The sequence below is a fragment of the Ramlibacter algicola genome (genome assembly GCF_016641735.1).
In the GTDB taxonomy this organism is placed as follows: Bacteria; Pseudomonadota; Gammaproteobacteria; order Burkholderiales; family Burkholderiaceae_C; genus Ramlibacter; species Ramlibacter algicola.
Window position 1 is genome coordinate 1,683,447 of sequence record NZ_JAEDAO010000001.1, and the last position, 20,001, is coordinate 1,703,447.

Here is a 20,001-nt window from a genome sequence, read left to right on the forward strand (position 1 = left end):
GATGCCCGCGCCCGGCCGGATCGCGCGACCTGCAGCCCGCCCGGCACGGCTCGCCGCTGCGGGGCCGCTGCTCGCGGCTGCTGCCGTGCTGGCCGGCATCGCTGCGTTCGGCGGTGGCCTGCTGCGCGCGGGCGTCCCGTGGCCCGGCACGCCCGGCACCGCCTGGGCGACCGCGGCCGCGCTGCACGGCGCGCTGGTGATCGGCGGGATGCTGGGCACGGTCATCGGCCTGGAGCGCGCGGTCGCCTTGCGCCACCCGCTCGGCTGGACCTCGCCGGTCGCATCGGCCCTGGCGGCCGCCGCGTTGCTGGCCGGCCGTGTCGCCGAAGGCGCGCTGCTGCTCGCGCTGGCATCGGCCTGCTTCGTCGCGGTCAACGTCGCGTTGATGCGGCGCCAGCCGGCGCCGCACACGCGCCTGCTGGTGCTGGCCGCCGCCGGCTGGCTCGCCGGCAACGTGCTGTTCGCGGCCGCCGCGCCGGCCGACGCGATCGTGCCGTGGTGGTTCACCTTCCTCGTCGCCACGATCGCCGCCGAGCGGCTGGAGATGACGCGCCTGATGCGCCGCCATCCGGCCGCCGAGTGGCGGCTGCACGCGCTGCTCGCGCTGCTCGTGGCCGGCGCGGCCGCGACGTTCTTCTCCCCACGCGCGGGCGGCGCGGTGTTCGGCGCGGCGCTGCTGCTGCTGGCCGGCTGGTTCCTTCGCCATGACATCGCGCGCCGCACCCTGCACGCGCCGGGGCTGCCCCGCTACATGGCGGTGTGCCTGCTGGCGGGCTACGGCTGGCTCGGCATCGGCGGCATCGCCTGGATCGCTACCGCCTACGGGGCGCCGGTGCGCGACGCGGCGCTGCATGCGATCGGGCTCGGTTTCGTCGCCAGCATGGTGCTGGGGCACGCGCCCGTGATCCTTCCGGCCATTGCGGGCTGGAAGCTCGCCTTCGGGCGCGCCTTCTATCTGCCGCTGGCGTTGCTGCACCTGACGCTGCTGGCGCGCCTCGCGGGCGGCGCGGTCGACGCCACGTGGCGCGCCGCGGGCGCGGCGGGCAACGCGCTCGCGCTGCTGGTGTTCATCGCCGTCGTCGCGGGCGCTGTCGCCTGGCGGCGCCGCGCGCTGGTTCACGACCCCCGGGCCGAGGCACGCGCCGGTGCGGCTGGCGGGCCACGGGATGAAGGAGAGAGGGCAACACGATGACCGATGACGGGATGGCGGCCGCGCAGGCCACCGAGGAAGGCGCCGCGTTCGCCGCGAGCCTGGCGCAACTGGCGCAGGACAGCGGATTGAAGGCGCTGCAGTGGCGCGGCCGCAGCTTGCTGCCGGTGGTGCAGGGCGGGATGGGCGTGGGCGTGTCCGCCGGCGGTCTCGCCGGCACGGTGGCCGGGTGCGGCGCGGTCGGCACGATCGCGTCGGTGGACCTGCGCCGCGTGCATCCGGACCTGATGGAGCGCACCGCGGCGCTGGAAGGCGAGGGCGCCAGGGGCGCGATCAACGCGGCGAACCTGGAAGCGCTGTCGCGCGAGATCCGGCGTGCGCGCGACATCGCGCAGGGCCGCGGCCTCGTCGCGGTGAACGTGATGCGCGCGGTGGGCGAGTACCCGGCGTCCGTGCGCCAGGCACTGGAGAGCGGCGCCGACGCGCTGGTGGTCGGCGCCGGGCTGCCGCTGGACCTGCCCGAGCTCGCGGCCGACCATCCGCACGTCGCGCTGGTGCCGATCCTGTCGGACGCCCGCGGCACGCAGCTGGTGCTGCGGCGCTGGGCCAGGCGCGGCCGCAAGCCCGACGCGATCGTCATCGAGCACCCCGGCCACGCGGGTGGCCACCTTGGCGCGGCGCGCATCGAGGACCTGCACGACCCGCGCTTCGACTTCGAGGTCGTGCTGCCGCAGGTGCTGGAGGTGCTGCGCGAGATGGGGCTGGAGCGCGACGTACCCGTGATCGCGGCCGGTGGCATCCGCAGCCGCGACGACATCGCGCGCGTGCAGGCGCTCGGCGCCGCCGCCGCGCAACTCGGGACGCCCTTTGCAGTCACGCGGGAAAGCGATGCGCATCCGCACTTCAAGCAGGTGCTGGCCGAGGCCCGGCCGGAGGACATCGTCGAGTTCACCAGCGTCGCCGGCCTGCCCGCGCGCGCGGTGCGCACGCCGTGGCTGGACAAGTACCTGCGCCTCGAGAGCCGCCTGCAGGCGGGCGCGCACGCCAAGCGCCACTGCACGATGTGGTTCGATTGCCTCGCGCAGTGCGGCCTGCGCGACGGCAAGGCAGACTGGGGCCAGTTCTGCATCGACAAGGTGCTCGGCCACGCGTGGCTGGGGGAAGTGCGCAAGGGCCTGTTCTTCCGCGGCGCCGGCGCGCTACCCTTCGGCGAGCAGGTCCGCAGCGTCGCCGAGCTGATGCAGTGGCTGCTGGGGGGCATCCGCCCCGCCGCGCCGACCCTGGAGGTGATCCATGCAACGTGACGATCCCGTGCGCGCCGCGGCGCTGCCGCCGCAACCGATCAGCACCGACGTGCTGGCCGAGAAGTACCTCAAGGACGGCGAGCGCGGGCTGGACGACCTGTACGAGCGCGTCGCGCGGGCGCTGGCCAGCGTGGAGGCCCCGCCGCTGTGTGAGCTGTGGGAGGCGCGCTTCCTGGAGAACCTGCGCCGGGGCGCGATCGGGGCCGGTCGCATCATGAGCGCCGCCGGCACCGACCTCGAGGCCACGCTGATCAACTGCTTCGTGCAGCCGGTGGGCGACGCGATCCAGGGCCGCGACGACCAGGGGCTGCCCGGCATCTACGAGGCGCTGCGCGAAGCGGCGGAGACGATGCGCCGCGGCGGCGGCGTCGGCTACGACTTCTCGGCCATCCGCCCGCGCGGCGCCATCGTGCGCAAGACGCGCTCGATCGCGTCCGGCCCGTGCGGCTACATCGACGTGTTCGACCGCTCCTGCGCGACGGTCGAGAGCGCGGGCTCGCGCCGCGGCGCGCAGATGGGCGTGCTGCGCATCGACCACCCGGACGTACGCGAGTTCATCGGCGCCAAGCGCACGCCGGGCCGCTGGTCCAACTTCAACGTGTCGGTGGGCGTGCCTGGCGAGTTCATGCGTGCGTTGGAAGCGGGCGCGGACTGGCCCTTGGTGCACCGTGCCGAGCCGGGTCGGGATCTCGTCGCCGCCGGCGCCCACCAGCGCGCCGACGGGATGTGGGTCTACCGCACCGTGCCCGCGTGCGAACTGTGGGACCTGGTGATGCGCTCGGCCTACGACTTCGCCGAGCCCGGCATCCTGTTCCTGGACACGATCAACACCGACAACAACCTCGCGTACTGCGAGCGGATCACGGCGACGAATCCGTGCGTCACCGCGGACACGTGGGTGCTCACGACCGAGGGGCCCGCGCAGGTAGCCGACCTCGTCGGCCGCCGCTTCACCGCCGTCGTCGACGGCAAGGCGTTCCCGGTCGACAGCGACGGGTTCTTCGCCACTGGGCGCAAGCAGGTCGTGCGCCTGCGCACCCGCGAGGGGCATGAGCTGCGGCTCACGCCGGACCACCTGGTGCGCAAGATGGCGCGCCGGACGCGCTACGTCACGGAGGTGCAGTGGTCGCCAGCCGGTGACCTGCAGCGGGGCGACGAGATCGTGCTGCACGACCACCGCGCCACGCGCGGCTGGCAGGGAGCCGGCACCGAGCAGGAGGGCTACCTGCTGGGCCTGTTGATCGGCGACGGGACGCTCAAAAAAGACAAGGCGGTGCTCTCCGTGTGGGCGCCGGAGCTGCGCGCCGTCGGCGACGAGCACACCGCCCTGGGCGGAAGCGCGGGCATCGTGGCCGCCGCGGAAGCCGCCGCGAGCACCTTGCCGCACCGCGCCGACTTCGGCGGCTTCCAGCGGCCGGTGGGCGACGGCCGCGGCGAGATGCGCATGGGGTCCGCGGCCTTGCGCGACCTGGCCTTCAGGCTTGGCCTGCGCGTGGGACACAAGACAATCACGCCGCACGTCGAGCGCCAGTCCAGCGACTTCACCGTGGGCCTCCTGCGCGGGTTGTTCGATGCCGACGGCTCGGTGCAGGGCAGCCAGGACAAGGGCGTGAGCGTGCGGCTCACGCAGTCGGACGTCTCGCTGCTCGCGGCCGCGCAGCGCATGCTGCTGCGCCTGGGCATTGCAAGCACGATCTACCGTGATCGCAAGCCCGCGCTGCGCCAGGTCATGCGCGATGGCAAGGGAGGGCAGGCGCTCTACGACGCGCGGCCCGTGCACGAGCTGGTCATCAGCGGCGCGAACCTGCTGGAGTTCGAGGAGCGCGTGGGCTTCGCCGACACCGGCAAGCGCGAGCGCCTGGACCATGCGCTGTCGGCGTACCGCCGTGCCCTGAACGTCGAGCGCTTCACGGCCACCGTCGAGGCGGTCGACGAGGACGGGGAGGAGGACGTCTACGACGTCACGGTGCGCGACGTCCACGCGTTCGACGCCAACGGCCTGTACGTGCACAACTGCGGTGAACAACCGCTGCCCGCGTACGGCTGCTGCGACCTCGGCCCGGTGATCCTCACGCGCTTCGTGCGCCAGCCGTTCGGGTTCGGCGGCGAGGCGGCGTTCGACTTCGACGCCTTCCGCGACGCGGTGGCGGTGCAGGTGCGCGCGCTGGACAACGTGCTGGACCTCACGCACTGGCCGCTGCCGCAGCAGCAGGACGAGGCGCGCGCCAAGCGCCGCATCGGCGTGGGCTTCACCGGGCTGGGCAACGCGTTGGCGATGCTCAAGCTGCGCTACGACGAGGACGACGGCCGCGCGATGGCGGTGCGCATCGCGCGCGCCATGCGCGACGCGGCGTATGCGGCGTCGGTCGAGCTGGCCAGGGAGAAGGGGGCGTTCCCGGCCTTCGACGCCGGCGGCTACCTGCGGCCCGGCACGTTCGCCAGCCGGCTCGACCCGGCGTTGCAGGACGCGATCCGCGCGCACGGCATCCGCAACAGCCACCTGCTGTCGGTCGCGCCCACCGGCACCGTGAGCCTGGCGTTCGCCGACAACGCGTCCAACGGCATCGAGCCGCCCTTCTCGTGGACCTACCGGCGCAAGAAGCGCGAAGCCGACGGCAGCACCAGCGAGTACGAGGTGGTCGACCACGCCTGGCGGCTGTACCGCTCGCTCGCCGGCGAGACCGCCGAACGGCCGCCGTATTTCGTCAGCGCGCTGGAGATGCCGGCGGCGGCGCACCTGGCGATGATGGAAGCGGTGCAGCCCTTCGTCGACACGGCGATCAGCAAGACGGTCAACGTGCCCGAGGACTATCCGTACGACGACTTCAAGGACCTGTACCTGGAAGCATGGCGCGCGGGCCTGAAGGGGCTGGCCACGTACCGGCCCAACACCATCCTCGGCTCGGTGCTCGACGCCGGCCCCGCACAGGCGGCCGTCGCGCCGCTGCTGGAGACGCCCGCGCCGGACCCGATGCGCGCGGTCATCGAGCGCCGCCCGCGCGGCACCTTGCCCGCGGTGGCCGAGAAGGTCGAGTACTGGACGCAGCAGGGCCGCCAGACCCTGTACCTCGTGGTGTCCTTCCTGCCGGTGGGCGAGGGCCGCGAGCGCGCGATCGAGTTCTTCATGCCGGTGGGCCAGCAGGGCGAGTCGCAGCAGTGGATCTCCGCCTGCATGCGGCTGCTGTCGCTGGCCGCGCGCGGCGGCTTCCTCGACCGCGCGCTGGACGACATGCGCAAGGTCGCGTGGGACCGCGGGCCGGTGCGGCTGGGCACGTACCAGCGCGCGGACGGCGCCGAGGTGCCGCTGTGGCACGACTCCGAGGTGGCGGCGATCGCGTATGCCATCCAGGCGCTGATCGCGCGCCGCCGCGGCGACGCCGCGCCGACACTCACCACGCCGGCGCCCGCCGTCGGCGTCGCCGGCACCGCGATGGCCGGCACCAAGTGCCCCGAGTGCGGCGCGCATGCTGTCATCCGGAAGGACGGGTGCGAGTTCTGCACCCAGTGCGGCCATGTGGGAGCTTGTGGCTGATCCTGCCGCTTCGCCGCTAAGCCCTGCGCGCTGGCAGCTGCAGTCGCTGCTCGCGCAGCCGTGGCGGCTCGGCTTCGCCGCCGGCGCCACGCTGCTGGCGCTGGCGGGCGCGTGGTGGATCGCCGTGCTCGTGCCGGGTGCCGTGCCGCGCTGGGCCGTGCCGCGGCCGCTCGCGCACGGGGCGGTGATGGCGCTGGGGCCGTTCCCGCTGTTCATCGGCGGCTTCGCCTTCACCGCGCTGCCGCGCTGGCTGCGCGTGCCGGCCCCGCCGACGGCGTCGCTGTTGCCGGCCTTCGGCGCGCAGGCGATCGGCTGGTGCGTGTGGCTCGCAGGCACCCTGGTCGCTCCTGCGTTCGCCGCCGTGGGCGCTGCAATCGCCGCGGCGGGGCTGGCCGATCTCGCGCGGCGCGCCGTGCGGCAGGTGCGCGCGAGCGACAAGCCCGACCGCCTGCACCCGGCGCTCATCGCCGCTGCGCTCGCCGCCGGCGCGGTTGCGACCGCGGTGCTGGCTGCGGCCACCGCGCTGCAACGCTGGGACGTCGCCGGCGCCGCCGTTCTCACCGGTTTCTGGGGCTGCGTGGCGGCGGTGTTCACCGTCGCGGCCGACCGCCTCGTCCCCGCGTTCGACCTGCCCGGCGCCTCGCGCCGTGCGCATGCACTGCTCGCCGTGGTGCTGGCGGCGGTGGTGCTGCGGGCGATCGCACCGTGGATGGGCGAGCACGTGGCGTGGCTGGGACTGCTCGCGGCGGTGCAGGGCGCCGCGGGGCTCGCCATCGCCGCCGGCGCGTTCGCCTGGCAACGCGCGCGGCACCTGCGCACGCCGCTCGTGCGCGCGCTGTTCCTGGGCAGCTGCTGGTTCGCTGCCGGCTGGCTGCTCGGCGCGTTCAACGCGGCATCGCGCGCGGCGGGCCATGCGGCCCCGCTGCCGCTGGCCGACGTGCATGCGCTGGGCGCCGGCGCCTTCAGCCTGCTGCTGGCAGGCATGGCGTCGCAAGTCGTGGCCGCGCACACGGCGCGCCCGCTCGTGCTCGGCGCCCGCCCGGCCTGGCTGTTCGCTGCGGTACAGGGCGCCGTGCTGCTGCGCATCGCCGCGGCGGCGTTCGCCCTCCCGTTCCTCCTGCTGCCCGCCGCCGTGCTGTGGAGCGCCTCGCTCGGCGCCTGGGCCTTCCGCATCGTCCACGAAGCGGCGCTCGCCACGACGGCGCGCGCGCGGCATTGACCTTCTTTCGCCCATGTCCGGTTTCCTCCACATCGAAGAACCTCCCGTCCGTGCCCTGCCGCGCTTCGCGCTGTGGCAACTGGGCTTCCGCCCCTTCTACCTGCTGGCCGGCACGTTCGGCGCGCTCTCCGCCCTGCTGTGGGGATTGCAGATGGGTGGCCACCTCGGCATGACGTATCTCGCCGATCCGCTGTGGCACGCGCACGAGATGCTGTTCGGCTTCGCGCTGCCGGTGATCGTCGGCTTCCTGTTCACGGCGGGGCGCAACTGGACCAACCAGCCCACGCCGACCGGCGGGCGGCTCGCCGCGCTGGCGGCGCTCTGGCTCGCGGGCCGGCTGGCCGTGATGACGCCGTGGCCGATGACGTCGGCCCTGCTGAACGCCGCGTTCCCGCTGGCCGCCGCGATCGCGCTGGCGATTCCGTTCGTGCGTGCGCGCAACCGGCGCAACTACTTCTTCGTCGCGCTGCTCGTCGCGTTCGCGCTCGCCACGCTGGTGGTGCACCTGCATGCGATGGGGCGGCTCGCGCTGCCCGGATGGGCCGGCATCGGGCTCGCGCTGGACGTCGTGCTGTTCATCCTGGCCGTGATGGCGGGGCGCGTGGTGCCCATGTTCACCAACAACGGCGTGCCCGGTGCGAACGCGCAGCGGCGCGCGTGGCTCGAGAAGGTGGCACTGGGCAGCCTGCTGGCGCTGCTGGCGCTCGACGTGCTGCAGGCGCCGATCGCGCTGCTCGCTGGGGTCGCCGCGATCGCCGCGCTCGCGCACCTGGCGCGTTGGTGCCTGTGGCAGCCCTGGCGCACGCTGCGCACGCCGTTGGTGTGGGTGCTGCACGCGGGCTACGCCTGGCTGTGGATCCACCTCGCGCTGCGCGCGGCGGCGGCCGTGGGGTGGGTCACCAACTCGGTGGCGACGCACGCATTGACCACCGGCGCGCTCGGCCTGCTGGTCGTCGGGATGATGACGCGCACCTCGCGGGGCCACACCGCGCGCCCGCTGCGCGCCGACCGCTGGGACGTGGCCTGCTACGTGCTGGTCGCCGCGGCGGGCGTGGTGCGCGTGCTGGTGCCGCCGCTGCTGCCGGCCGCGACGGCGCAAGCGTGGCTCGCTGCGGCGCTGCTGTGGGCTGCGGGTTTCGGGCTGTTCACGGTGCGCTACCTGCCCGTGTTGACGCGGCCTCGGCTGGACGGCAAGCCGGGCTGATGCGCGGCGCTGTCGTGCGTGCGCGGCGCCATCGCGCCGCTTCGTGGACTCCCTAACGCAGAGGACGCAGAGCAAGCGCAGAGGACGCAGAGGATTGAAGGTTGTCCGGGTTGTGCGAGCGAGTGCGCCACGGGTGTTGGGCGCCTTGGTCGGAGAAGGCACGGCGGAGCGTGACGAGGGGGGCGCGTCAGGCGGTGCCTGCCGGGGCCGATTTTCGATGGTCGAGTGATGCGCGCGGCGCGCTTCTGGCCTTCGCCGGAATGACAAGACAAGGAAAGCGCTGGGTCCCCGCCTTCGCGGGGACGACGAAGGCCTGTGTCCCGCGCACTGGCGCGCACGCGACAGCGCGGCGCCGGCCCGGCAGACGGTTGATTTAGGTCAAGGCTGCCCGGCAGTCGCGAGCCTAAGGTCCATGGCAGATGCTGCTTTGCTATCGACCTGAGGAAACCAAGATGACGACCCTGACCCTCCCCCGGCTGTTGCGCGCCTCGCGCCTGCTGGTGCTGGCCGCCGCGATCGGCGGGCCGCTGCTGTCGGTTGCCGCGCCTGCGGCGCCGGCCGACGCAGGCACGCCGCGCGGCAAGCCGATCGAGGCGATCCTCACCAGCCCGCCGCACGTGCCGCCGCCGACCAACCGGAACTACCCGGCGAAGGTGATCGTGAACCTGGAGGTCGTCGAGAAGACGATGCAGATCTCCGAGGGCGTGAACTACACGTTCTGGACTTTCGGCGGCACGGTGCCCGGCAGCTTCATCCGCGTGCGCCAGGGCGACACGGTGGAGTTCCACCTGAAGAACCACCCGGGCAGCAAGATGCCGCACAACATCGACCTGCACGGCGTCACCGGGCCGGGCGGTGGCGCGGCTTCCAGCTTCACCGCGCCGGGCCACGAGTCGCAGTTCACCTTCAAGGCGCTCAACGAAGGCATCTACGTCTACCACTGCGCCACGGCGCCGGTGGGCATGCACGTGGCCAACGGCATGTACGGCCTGATCCTGGTGGAGCCGCCGCAAGGGCTGCCCAAGGTGGACAAGGAGTACTACGTGATGCAGGGCGACTTCTACACGACGGGCAAGTACCGCGAGAAGGGCCACCAGCCGTTCGACATGGAGAAGGCCATCGACGAGAAGCCGACCTACGTGCTGTTCAACGGCGCCGAGGGCGCGCTCACCGGCGACAAGGCCATCACCGCCAACGTCGGCGAGAAGGTGCGCCTGTACATCGGCAACGGGGGCCCGAACCTGATCTCGAGCTTCCACGTGATCGGCGCGATCTTCGACCAGGTGCGGTTCGAGGGCGGCAGCAACGTGCAGAAGAACGTGCAGACCACGGTCATCCCCGCGGGCGGCGCGGCCATCGCGACCTTCACGGCGCGCGTGCCGGGCAGCTACGTGATGGTGGATCACTCGCTGTTCCGCGCGTTCAACAAGGGCGCGCTCGCCATCCTTCGCATCGATGGCGCCGAGAACAAGGCGATCTACTCGGGCAAGGAAGTCGATGCGGTGTACCTCGGCGATCGCGCGCAGCCCAACCTGGCCGCGGTGACGCAGGCCGCGCAGGGCGCCGCCGCCGGCAAGCTGACCAAGGACGAGCAGATCAAGGCCGGCCAGCAGCTGTTCGCCGGCACCTGCTCGGTGTGCCACCAGTCGGACGGCAAGGGCATGGCCGGCGTGTTCCCGCCGCTGGCCAAGTCCGACTTCCTCGGCGCGGGAGCCGCGAAGGCCATCGACGTGGTGCTCCGCGGCCTGTCGGGCAAGGTCACCGTGAACGGCACCGACTACAACTCGGTGATGCCGCCGATGAACCAGCTCAACGACGACGAGGTGGCCAACATCCTGACCTACGTCTTCAACAGCTGGGGCAACCCCGGCCACGTGGTCTCCAAGGACGACGTGAAGAAGGCCCGCGCCGCGGCGCCCGCCGCCCAGGGCCAGGCCGAGCACAAGTGAGCGCTCCGCGAGAACTGCCATGAAGCCGCTCGCCGCCGTCGTCCTCGCCGCCGCCTGCGCGGTGGTGCAAGCCGGCGAGTACCGCCTGGTACCCGGCGGCCGTTTCGAGAGCGTGCTGCCGCAAGGCCCGGTGGCCACCGTGTCGGCGCCGGTGGACGTCGCGCCGTTCGCGATGCGCACCACGCCGGTCACGGTCGGCGAGTTCTCCTCCTTCGTGCAGGCGCATCCCGAGTGGATGCGCGGGCAGGCGCCCTCGGTCTTCGTGGACCGCCGCTACCTGCTGCAGTGGGCCACGCCTGCGGCGGCCGGTCCCGCGCTCGAGCGCGGCGTGCCCGTCACCGAAGTCAGCTGGTTCGCCGCGCGCGCGTTCTGCGAGAGCGAAGGCGCGCGGCTGCCGACCTGGATCGAGTGGGAGTACGCCGCCGCCGCCGACGCCACGCGCACCGACGCGCGTGCCGACCCCGCGTGGCGCCGCGCCATCCTGTCCTGGTACGAGAAGCCCGGCGGCACCGCGCTCGCGGCTGTCGGCGGGGCACCCAACGCCTACGGCCTGCGCGACCTGCACGGCCTGGTGTGGGAGTGGGTGGACGACTTCAACGCGCTGTTCATCGCCGGCGACAGCCGCACCCAGGGCGACCCCGACAAGCTCAAGTTCTGCGGTGCCGGCGCGCTGAACATCATCGATCGCGACAGCTATGCGGTGCTCATGCGCATCGCGCTGCTGTCGTCCCTCAACGCCGCCGACACGACGGCGACCCTGGGCTTCCGCTGCGTGAAGCCCGTGCAAGGAACCCCATGACGGCTTCCACCTTCACGCGCCGCGGCGCGCTCCTGTCGCTGGCGGCCCTGGCGGCCGCGCCGGCCTTCGCGCATGATGCGCACGACAACCCGCTGCCCGCCGCGCCAGTGCCGCCCGATTCGATCTACCGGCTCGACGCCACGCTCGTCGACCAGGAGGGCCGTCCGTTCGCGCTGTCCTCGTTGCGCGGCGGCCCCGTCCTCGCCAGCATGTTCTACACCTCGTGCGACATGGTCTGCCCGATGATCATCGAGACGATCCACGCGACGCTGCGCGCGATGCCGGCCGCGGACCGTGCGCGCGTGAAGGTGCTGATGGCCAGCTTCGACCCGGAGCGCGACACCGTCGCGGTGCTCAAGAAGACCGCGCAGGCGCGCTCGGCCGGTGCGAACTGGATCCTGGCGCGCGCCGACGAGGCGACCACGCGCAAGCTCGCGGCCGTGCTGGGCATCCAGTACCGCAGGCTGTCGGACGGCGAATACAACCACTCGAGCGTCGTCGACGTGCTCGATGCCAGCGGCCGCATCGTGGCGCGCACGGGGAAGCTGGGCGAAGTCGACCCGGTGGTGCTGGCGGCGGTGCGCAAGATCGCCTGATCGGGGGCGCACTTGGCCAGGAAGATCTTCCCCATCAGGCCGGCGCACCCGGAGCGCACGTGCTGGGGCTGCGACCGCTACTGCGCGGCTGACCAGATGATCTGCGGCAACGGCACCGAGCGCACCCAGCACCCGATCGAGTTGTACGGGCCCGGCTGGGAAGGATTCGGGCTCGATCCGGTGCAGGCCGAACCCGGGGCTTCGCCTGCCGCGACCCCCACCGCGCAGCCAGGAACCTGACCCGAGCGTCAGCGCGCGGCGAGTTGCGAATGTTCCTTCGTGGCTGCAGGTGCCGAAGGCGCCGCATCCCAGCCACCCCCCAGCGCGCGGATCAGCCCCACGGTCGCCTGGTACTGCGCCGAGCGCACCTGCAGCGCCTGGCGGCGGTTGCGCAGTTCGCTGCGTCGCGCATCGAGCAGCTCCAGCTGGCTGACCATGCCGGCGTGGTAGCGCGTTTCCGAGATCGCGCTGGCGCGCCGCGCCGCATCCACGGCGCGGCCTTGCGCCTGCGATTGCTCGTCGAGCAGGCGCAAGGCCGACAGCTGGTCTTCGACTTCGCGGAACGCGTTCAGCACCTGGCCGCGGTACTGCGCCAGCTGCGCATCGAGCTGCGCCTGCGCCGACAGCACGCCCGCCTCGCGCCGGCCGCCGTCGAAGATCGGCAGCGACAGCAGCGCACCGACCGACCATGCGCGCGCCGACCACTTGAACAGGTCGCCGAGTTCGGGCGAGGCAAAGCCACCGGCGCCGGTGAGCGCGACGCTGGGGAACCACGCGGACTGCGCGACGCCGACGCGCGCCTGCGCCGCCAGCAGGCTGGACTGCGCGGCCGCGACGTCGGGCCGGCGCGCGAGCACCGTGCCGGGCACGCCAGGCGGGATCGCCGGCAGTGCCGTCGACCACGCGATCGGCGGCAAGCTGAACTCGCTCGCGGCTTCGCCGACCAGCACGGCCAGCGCGTGTTCCAGTTGCGCACGCTGCCGGTCCAGCGCGAGCGCTTCCGACTCGGTCGCGGAGAACTCGGTCTGCACGCGAACGACGTCCAGTTCGGCCACGTCGCCGGCCTGGTAGCGCCGCTGCGTCAGGCGCAGCGTGTCGCCATACGCGCGCACGGTCTCGCGCACCAGCGTGCGTTCGGCATCGAGGGCACGCAGCGCCAGGTAGGCCTGCGCGACTTCGGCCTGCACCATCAGGCGCGTGCTTTGCAGCAGCGCCTCACGCGCCTGCGCGTCGAGGGCATTGGCATCCTGCGCGCGGGCCAGGCGGCCCGAGAGATCGAGCTCCCACGAGAGCGCCGCGTCGGCCTGCAGCAGCGTGGCGGGCTCGGCGCCCGAGGGCGTGTTCGCGCCGGCGCCGCGGCTGGCGGATGCACCGAGGCCGACTTGCGGCATGCGGTCCGCACGCGCGGAGCGGACGAGGGCCCGCGCTTGTGCGAGCCGCGCGCCGGCTTCGGCGATCGAGGTGTTGCGCTCCGCAGCCTGTTCGACCAGGCGGTCCAGCGCCGGGTCGGCGAAAGGTTTCCACCAGGTGCCGCGGTCCTGCGCTTCCGCAGGGTGGGCGACGGTCCAGCGGGCACCGTCTTCCTTGAACCGTGCGGGCACGGGGGCGTCGGCCGGGAGGTCCGGCAGGGACGTGGCGCAGCCGGCGACGAGCAGCGCGGCGGCGAGGGGCAACAGGAGAAAGCGTCGCATGGCGTGCTCCTTCATCAATCGTGCAGCCGCGGGGCGGCGGGAAGCGCGCGGGCGGTGGCGCCGCCGCCGAAAGCGGGCACCGGATCCTCGTGTGTCGACGGACCGTGCTGGCGCAGCGGCCGGTTGCCGGCCAGGCGACGCAGCACCACGTAGAACACCGGCGTGAGGAACAGGCCGAACGCGGTCACGCCGATCATCCCGGCGAACACGGCCACGCCCATGGCCTGGCGCATCTCGGCGCCGGCGCCGGTGGACAGCACCAGCGGCAGCACGCCCATCACGAAGGCCAGCGACGTCATCAGGATCGGACGCAGGCGCAGACGGGCCGCTTCGAGCGCCGCTTGCACCGGCGTGCGGCCGGCGAACTCGAGCTCGCGCGCGAACTCCACGATCAGGATCGCGTTCTTCGCCGACAGCCCGACCAGCACCATCAGCCCGATCTGGGTGAACATGTTGTTGTCCCCGCGCGAGAGCCACACGCCGGTCATGGCGGCCAGCAGCCCCATCGGCACGATCAGGATGATCGACAGCGGCAGCGTCAGGCTCTCGTACTGCGCGGCCAGCACCAGGAACACCAGCAGCACGGCGAGCGGGAACACCCACAGCGCCGAGTTGCCGGCCAGGATCTCCTGGTAGGTGAGGTCGGTCCACTCGAACGTGATGCCGGGCGGCAGCGTCTCGGCGGCGATGCGCTCGATGGCGGCCTGCGCCTGGTGCGAGGAGTAGCCGGGCGCCGCACCGCCGTTGATGTCGGCGGCCAGGTACCCGTTGTAGCGCATGGCGCGCTCGGGGCCGTAGCTCTCGCGCACCTTCATCAGCGCCGACAGCGGCACCATCTCGCCGGTGGTGGAGCGCACCTTCAGCAGGCCGATGTCGTCGGCGTGCGCGCGGTAGGGCGCGTCCGCCTGCATGCGCACCGAGTACGTGCGGCCGAACTTGTTGAAGTCGTTCACGTACAGGCTGCCCAGGTAGATCTGCAGCGTGTCGAAGATGTCCGTGAGCGGCACGTTCAGCTGGCGCGCCTTGGTGCGGTCGACGTCGGCCCATAGCTGCGGCACGTTGACCTGCCAGCTGGTGAACAGGCCGGCGAGCTCGGGCGCCTGCGAAGCTTTCGCCATGAATGCCTTCACCGCCGCATCCATCGCGTCATAGCCGAGCGAGGCGCGGTCCTCCAGCTGCAGCTTGAAGCCGCCGGTGGTGCCCAGGCCCTGCACGGGCGGGGGCGGGAACATCACGATGAACGCGTCCTGGATGCCGGCGAACTGCTGGTTCAGCTGCTGCGCGACCGCGTTGCCGCTCTGGTCCGCGTGCTTGCGCTCCTCGAAGGGCTTGAGCATCGCGAACACGATCCCGGAGTTCGAGCTGTTGGTGAAGCCGTTGATCGACAGGCCCGGGAAGGCCAGCGTGCCCGCCACGTTCGGGTTCTTCTGCGCGATCTCGCCCATCTTGCGGATCACCGACTCGGTGCGGTCGAGCGTCGCGCCGTCGGGCAATTGCGCGAAGCCGATCAGGTACTGCTTGTCCTGGCCCGGCACGAACCCACCGGGGACGGCCTTGAACAGGCCCACGGTGGCGACGGCCAGCGCCGCGTACACGCCCAGCATCAGCGCCTTGCGGCCGACGGCACCGCGCAGGCCGCCGGCGTACTTGTCGGCGCCGCGGCCGAACGCGCGGTTGAAGCCGCGGAACAGCCAGCCCAGCCACTTGTCCATGAAGCGCGTCAGCGCATCCTTCGGCGCGTCGTGGCCGCGCAGCAGCAACGCAGCCAGCGCGGGCGACAGCGTCAGCGAATTGATCGCCGAGATGACGGTGGAGATCGCGATGGTGACCGCGAACTGGCGGTAGAACTGGCCCGTCAGGCCGCTGATGAACGCCAGCGGCACGAACACGGCGACCAGCACCAGTGCGATGGCGATGATCGGCCCGGACACTTCGCGCATCGCGATGTACGTGGCCTGCAGCGGCGAGTGCCCGGCCTCGATGTTGCGCTCGACGTTCTCCACCACCACGATCGCGTCGTCGACGACGATGCCGATCGCGAGCACCAGCCCGAACAGGCTCAGCGCGTTGATCGAGAACCCCAGCAGGTGCAGCACGGCGAAGGTGCCGACCACCGACACCGGCACGGCCAGCAGCGGGATCAGCGACGCACGCCAGGTCTGCAGGAACAGGATCACCACCAGCACGACGAGCGCGATGGCTTCCAGCAGCGTCTGCACCACCGACTTGATCGAGGCGCGCACGAACTGCGTCGGGTCGTAGGCGATGCGGTACTCGACGCCCTCGGGCATCGTCTTCGCGATCTCGGCCATGGTGGCGCGCACCTGCTCGGAGATCTCGAGCGCGTTGGAGCCGGGCGACTGGAAGACGCCGATGCCCACGGCCGGCTGGTTGTCCAGCAGCGAGCGCAGCGAGTAGTCGGCCGCGCCGAGCTCCAGCCGCGCGACGTCGCGCAGGCGCGTCACGGCGCCGTCGGCGCCGGCCTTGACGATGACGTCGCCGAACTCCTGCTCGTTGGTCAGCCGGCCTTGCGCGTTCAGCGACATCTGCACATCCACGCCAGGCAGCGTGGGCGAGGCACCGACGGCGCCGGCCGCGGCCTGCACGTTCTCGCCGCGCACCGCATGCGCGAGGTCACCCGCCGACAGCCCGCGCTGCGCGACCTTCTGCGGGTCGAGCCAGATGCGCATCGCGTACTCGCCGCCGCCCCAGATGCCGACCTGGCCGACACCCTGGATGCGCGCGAGCCGGTCCTTGACGTTGAGCACCGCGTAGTTGCGCAGGTAGTCCATGCCGTAGCGGCCGTTGGGCGACACCAGGTGCACGACCATCGTGATGTCCGGCGCGCTCTTGACCGTGGACAGGCCGAGGCGGCGCACTTCCTCCGGCAGCCGCGGCTCGGCCTGCGAGACGCGGTTCTGCACCAGCTGCTGCGCCTTGTCCGGGTCCGTGCCGAGCTTGAACGTGACGTTCAGCGTGAGCAGGCCGTCGGTGGTGGCCTGGCTGCTCATGTAGAGCATGCCCTCGACGCCGTTGATCGCTTCCTCGAGCGGCGTGGCGACCGTCTCGGCGATCACCTTCGGATTGGCGCCCGGGTAGTTGGCCCGCACGACGACAGTGGGCGGAACGACTTCCGGGTACTCGGAAATCGGCAGCCCGCGCAGCGCGATCAGCCCGGACAGGAAGATCAGCACGGATAGCACGCCCGCGAAGATCGGCCGGTCGATGAAGAATTTCGAAAAGTTCATCTTGTTCTCTCACTCAGGGGCGGGATGAACTCAGGACTTCGCAACCATCTCTACAGGTTGCGGTGCGACGACGGCGCCGGGGCGCACGCGCTGCAGGCCGTTGACGACGATGCGTTCGCCGGGCTTGAGGCCACTGCGCACGACGCGCAAGCCGTCGACCGGGGCGCCGAGGGCGACCTCGCGGTATTCGGCCTTGTTGCCGTCGCCCACGACCAGCACGAACTTCTTGTCCTGGTCGGTGCCGATCGCGCGTTCGCTCACCAGCAGCACGCGCGCCGGCTTCGGCTGGCCCATGCGGATGCGGGCGAACTGGCCGGGGATCAGGCTGCCGTCCTTGTTGTCGAACGCCGCGCGCACGCGCACCGTGCCGCTCTTGGCATCGACCTGGTTGTCGATCAGCTGCAGCTTGCCTTCCCAGGTGCGGTCGTCACCGGCGGCGGTGTCCATGCGCACGGGGATGCGCTCGAGCAGCTGCCGCGCGCTCGCACCGCCGTGCAGGTCGCGCAGCGCGCGCACGATGGTCTGTTCGTCGGCTTCGAAGCTGGCGTAGATCGGGCTCACCGACACCAGCGTGGTGAGCACGGGCGCGCCCGGTCCTGCGGTCACCAGGTTCCCGACCGTCACTTCCAGCTTGCCGACGCGGCCCGACACGGGAGCGCGTACCTGCGAGTACGACAGGTTCAGGCGCGCGGCCTGCAGTTGCGCCTGCGCGGCGCGCAGGTTCGCTTGCGCCTCGCGCAGGCCGTTCGTGCGCTCGTCGAGCTCCCGCTGCGCGATCGCGCTGTCTTCCCACAGCCGGCGCGCACGTGCCTGCTCGCTGGTCGCGTTCGTCACGCGGGCCTGTGCGGCGGCGGCCTGGGCTTCGGCGCGTTCGACTTCGGCCGCGTACGGCGCCGGGTCGATCGTCACGAGCAGGTCGCCCTTGTTCACGATCGCGCCTTCGCGGAAGTGCACGGCCTGCACCGCGCCGGCGACCCGCGAGCGGAGGTCCACGCGCTCGACCGCTTCGAGGCGGCCGGAGAACTCGTCCCACGCGGTCACTTCACGCTCGGCGAGCGTCGCGACGGACACAGGGGTGGCAGGGGGCGCCGCGGCGGGCGCACTGGCTTGCGCGCCGGGCTGCGGCCCGAGCACGAGCGTCACGGCGGCCGCGACGGCGCCGAGGCTGGCGGCGGCCCACCAGTGGCGGGGCTTGACGGTGGCGAGAGTCTTCTTCATGGGGCGGTCCTTGTCGGTTTTGGGGTGAGCGAGTCCAGGCCAGCCCGCACGATCGGGCTTGCCACGAGGGAAAGGTCAAGGGGTGTGGGGAGGGGCCCTAGGAAGGCACGATCGGCGGCCGCAGGAACGCGCGCAGGTGCTCCTGGGCTTCGGCCGCGCACGGACACTGGTCCGGCGGCACCTGTTCCAGCGATTCCGGCCAGCCCGACGGCGTGCCGAGCACGGGGCTGGTGACGGACACGCCTGCATCGCGCAGGCGCTGTGCGAACGCGATTGCTTCGTCGCGCATCGCGTCGTCGGCGGCGGTGAGGATCAGCGCCCGCGGCAGGCCGGCGAGGCGCTGCGCACGGCCAGGCACCGCATACGGATGTTCGGCATCCATCGGGCCGCGCAGGTACTGCTGCCAGCCATCGGACCAACGGCAGGCCAGCTGCGTGCCGAGCTTGTCACGCAGGGAGGGCGACCCGGTGCAGGGATCGAGCATCGGCGCCACCAGGATCTGGCCGGCAAGCGGCGGATGCAGGCGGTCCCGCGCGACCATCGCGACCGCGGCCGCGAGATTGCCGCCGGCTTCCTCGCCGGCGACGAACAGCGGCGCGTCCTTGCCCGCCAGCGTGCCGCGCTGCCTGGACAGCCACTCGAGTGCCACGTAGCCCGCCTCGACCGCCACCGGAAACCGGTGGTCGGGCGCGAGCGGGTAATCGAACGACGCGACCACCGCGCCGGCGCCGGCCAGCAGCGGAGCCATGCTGGATTCGTCATCGGGGTGGCCGCCGGTGAAGTTGCCGCCATGGAAATGCAGCACGAGCGGCAGCACCTGGCCACGCCGCTTGGCGCCGAGCACGCAAGCGTTGCGGCCGGTGCCGGGCACCGGCATGGTGCGCACTTCGGGAGGACGCGGGATCACAGGCATGGTCCGAAGGATAGGCACGCATCGCATGCGGATAAAGAGGGCCTTGTCCAGTTCTCTGTTTCCGGCCGATGAACAATCCGCGCCGAACGAGCCCGAGGGAAGCGAGGAAAGAGATGGACAGGATCCAGGCGATGCAGGTGTTCGCCCGCGTGGTGGAGACGGGCAGCTTCACGCGCGCGGCCGAATCGTTCAACCTGCCCAAGGGCTCGGTCACCAAGCTGGTCCAGCAACTCGAGGAGCGGCTGAAGGTGCGCCTGCTCCACCGCACGACGCGCCGCGTGACGGTGACCGCCGACGGCGCGGCGTACTACGAGCGCGCGTCGCGGCTGCTCAACGATCTCGACGACATCGAGGCCAGCCTCTCCAATGCGCAGGCCAACCCGAGCGGCCGGTTGCGCGTGGACGTCGGCACGTCGGTCGCGCGGCTCATCCTCATTCCCGCGCTGCCGGATTTCTTCCGCCGCTATCCGGACATCCAGCTCGACCTGGGCGTGACCGATCGGCCGGTGGACCTGATGGCCGACAACGTCGACGTCGTGCTGCGCGGCGGCGAACTCACCGAGCAGTCGCTCGTCGCGCGACGCATCGCCAACCTGCGCTTGCTCACGGTTGCGTCGCCGGCGTACGTGCGCGAACACGGGGTGCCGGAGACGCCGCAGTCGCTGGAGGAAGGGCGGCACACGACGGTCAACTACTTTTCCACGCGCACCGGGCGCCCGTATCCGCACCTGTTCGACAAGGACGGTGAATCGCTGGAGATCCTGGGCCGCTACCGGCTGTCGCTCAACGAAGCGAACGCGCACATGGCGGCCGTGCTGGCCGGCCTGGGCGTGTCGCAGGTGGCCGAGTTCGGCTCGCGTCCGCACCTGGAGCGCGGCGAGCTGGTGCGGCTGCTGCCCGACTGGGACCGGCCGCCGATTCCGCTGCACGTGGTGTACCCGCCCAACCGGCACCTGAGCGCGAAGGTGCGCGCGTTCGTGGAGTGGTCGGCGGAGTTGTTTGCGCGCCAGTGAGCGGCGCGGCCGGCCGATTCGCGCCGATGACCTGCAGCTCACCACCGAATTCGCCGAAACGCTGTCGCAACGCAGCCGCTTCGGTCGGGGGGCGGTGACCATGTGCAAATCCGCAGACGATGTCCGCGCGTGAGGGGAATTGCCACGCAGGTTCGCACACCCTAG

14 protein-coding genes are annotated in these 20,001 nt (G+C 72.0%); 10 read left to right on the forward strand and 4 right to left on the reverse strand.

The genetic code is table 11. From position 1 onward, the window contains the following. Window position 1 precedes the first annotated feature (1 nt). From I8E28_RS08215 to I8E28_RS08255, 9 genes are all read left to right on the forward strand, one after another. Window positions 2-1,192, forward strand: coding sequence for a hypothetical protein (locus I8E28_RS08215; RefSeq protein ID WP_200787504.1), 1,191 nt, complete (start codon window positions 2-4; stop codon window positions 1,190-1,192). Beyond that, on the forward strand, window positions 1,189-2,454 hold the full coding sequence (locus I8E28_RS08220) for an NAD(P)H-dependent flavin oxidoreductase (RefSeq protein ID WP_239027201.1): 1,266 nt from the start codon (window positions 1,189-1,191) through the stop codon (window positions 2,452-2,454). The genes I8E28_RS08215 and I8E28_RS08220 overlap by 4 nt, the downstream gene beginning before the upstream one ends. Beyond that, the gene (locus I8E28_RS08225; protein ID WP_200787505.1) at window positions 2,444-5,986 is read left to right on the forward strand and encodes an LAGLIDADG family homing endonuclease; all 3,543 of its coding nucleotides are present in this window, start codon (window positions 2,444-2,446) and stop codon (window positions 5,984-5,986) included. Before I8E28_RS08220 ends, I8E28_RS08225 begins: the two co-directional genes overlap by 11 nt. Then, entirely contained in the window at window positions 5,979-7,205 is a 1,227-nt protein-coding gene (locus I8E28_RS08230) for an NnrS family protein (RefSeq protein ID WP_200787506.1), read from the forward strand. Before I8E28_RS08225 ends, I8E28_RS08230 begins: the two co-directional genes overlap by 8 nt. A 13-nt stretch (window positions 7,206-7,218) precedes the next feature. Continuing rightward, window positions 7,219-8,409 (forward strand): NnrS family protein, encoded by a 1,191-nt coding sequence (locus I8E28_RS08235; protein ID WP_200787507.1) that lies wholly within the window; start codon window positions 7,219-7,221, stop codon window positions 8,407-8,409. A gap of 452 nt (window positions 8,410-8,861) precedes the next feature. Next, complete coding sequence (gene nirK, locus I8E28_RS08240) at window positions 8,862-10,358, forward strand: copper-containing nitrite reductase (protein WP_200787508.1); 1,497 nt, start codon at window positions 8,862-8,864, stop codon at window positions 10,356-10,358. Between the two features lie 19 nt (window positions 10,359-10,377). Then, complete coding sequence (locus I8E28_RS08245) at window positions 10,378-11,157, forward strand: formylglycine-generating enzyme family protein (protein ID WP_200787509.1); 780 nt, start codon at window positions 10,378-10,380, stop codon at window positions 11,155-11,157. After that, window positions 11,154-11,753: an SCO family protein gene (locus I8E28_RS08250; RefSeq protein WP_200787510.1), complete on the forward strand. Its 600-nt coding sequence runs from the start codon at window positions 11,154-11,156 to the stop codon at window positions 11,751-11,753. Before I8E28_RS08245 ends, I8E28_RS08250 begins: the two co-directional genes overlap by 4 nt. A gap of 12 nt (window positions 11,754-11,765) precedes the next feature. Continuing rightward, window positions 11,766-11,993 carry a DUF3079 domain-containing protein gene (locus I8E28_RS08255; RefSeq protein WP_200787511.1) on the forward strand — a complete coding sequence of 76 codons (228 nt, stop codon included), beginning with the start codon at window positions 11,766-11,768 and terminating at the stop codon, window positions 11,991-11,993. Window positions 11,994-12,001: 8 nt separating this feature from the next. Here the strand turns inward: I8E28_RS08255 and I8E28_RS08260 are convergent, their stop codons facing one another. The 4 genes from I8E28_RS08260 to I8E28_RS08275 all read right to left on the reverse strand — a co-directional run bounded on the left by I8E28_RS08260 (window position 12,002) and on the right by I8E28_RS08275 (window position 18,823). Next, window positions 12,002-13,444 carry an efflux transporter outer membrane subunit gene (locus I8E28_RS08260; protein WP_200787512.1) on the reverse strand — a complete coding sequence of 481 codons (1,443 nt, stop codon included), beginning with the start codon at window positions 13,442-13,444 and terminating at the stop codon, window positions 12,002-12,004. 14 nt (window positions 13,445-13,458) lie between these two features. Next, complete coding sequence (locus I8E28_RS08265; RefSeq protein WP_200787513.1) at window positions 13,459-16,692, reverse strand: efflux RND transporter permease subunit; 3,234 nt, start codon at window positions 16,690-16,692, stop codon at window positions 13,459-13,461. A gap of 30 nt (window positions 16,693-16,722) precedes the next feature. Continuing rightward, window positions 16,723-17,910 (reverse strand): efflux RND transporter periplasmic adaptor subunit, encoded by a 1,188-nt coding sequence (locus I8E28_RS08270; protein ID WP_200787514.1) that lies wholly within the window; start codon window positions 17,908-17,910, stop codon window positions 16,723-16,725. Between the two features lie 97 nt (window positions 17,911-18,007). Then, a complete protein-coding gene (locus I8E28_RS08275; protein ID WP_200787515.1) occupies window positions 18,008-18,823 on the reverse strand; it encodes an alpha/beta hydrolase in 816 nt (271 codons plus the stop codon). A 113-nt stretch (window positions 18,824-18,936) separates the two neighbouring features. On the opposite strand from I8E28_RS08275, the gene I8E28_RS08280 reads away from it, so the two are divergent. Next, window positions 18,937-19,836: a LysR family transcriptional regulator gene (locus I8E28_RS08280; protein WP_200787516.1), complete on the forward strand. Its 900-nt coding sequence runs from the start codon at window positions 18,937-18,939 to the stop codon at window positions 19,834-19,836. The last annotated feature ends 165 nt before the right edge of the window (window positions 19,837-20,001 follow it).

Excerpts from the sequence above, each read along its gene's own strand:
- I8E28_RS08215 (WP_200787504.1), top strand. The coding sequence starts at position 2 with ATGCCCGCGCCCGGCCGGATCGCGCGACCTGCAGCCCGCCCGGCACGG.
- I8E28_RS08220 (WP_239027201.1), top strand. The coding sequence starts at position 1,189 with ATGACCGATGACGGGATGGCGGCCGCGCAGGCCACCGAGGAAGGCGCC.
- I8E28_RS08225 (WP_200787505.1), top strand. The coding sequence starts at position 2,444 with ATGCAACGTGACGATCCCGTGCGCGCCGCGGCGCTGCCGCCGCAACCG.
- I8E28_RS08235 (WP_200787507.1), top strand. The coding sequence starts at position 7,219 with ATGTCCGGTTTCCTCCACATCGAAGAACCTCCCGTCCGTGCCCTGCCG.
- nirK (WP_200787508.1), top strand. The coding sequence starts at position 8,862 with ATGACGACCCTGACCCTCCCCCGGCTGTTGCGCGCCTCGCGCCTGCTG.
- I8E28_RS08245 (WP_200787509.1), top strand. The coding sequence starts at position 10,378 with ATGAAGCCGCTCGCCGCCGTCGTCCTCGCCGCCGCCTGCGCGGTGGTG.
- I8E28_RS08250 (WP_200787510.1), top strand. The coding sequence starts at position 11,154 with ATGACGGCTTCCACCTTCACGCGCCGCGGCGCGCTCCTGTCGCTGGCG.
- I8E28_RS08260 (WP_200787512.1), bottom strand. The coding sequence starts at position 13,444 with ATGCGACGCTTTCTCCTGTTGCCCCTCGCCGCCGCGCTGCTCGTCGCC.
- I8E28_RS08265 (WP_200787513.1), bottom strand. The coding sequence starts at position 16,692 with ATGAACTTTTCGAAATTCTTCATCGACCGGCCGATCTTCGCGGGCGTG.
- I8E28_RS08270 (WP_200787514.1), bottom strand. The coding sequence starts at position 17,910 with ATGAAGAAGACTCTCGCCACCGTCAAGCCCCGCCACTGGTGGGCCGCC.
- I8E28_RS08275 (WP_200787515.1), bottom strand. The coding sequence starts at position 18,823 with ATGCCTGTGATCCCGCGTCCTCCCGAAGTGCGCACCATGCCGGTGCCC.
- I8E28_RS08280 (WP_200787516.1), top strand. The coding sequence starts at position 18,937 with ATGGACAGGATCCAGGCGATGCAGGTGTTCGCCCGCGTGGTGGAGACG.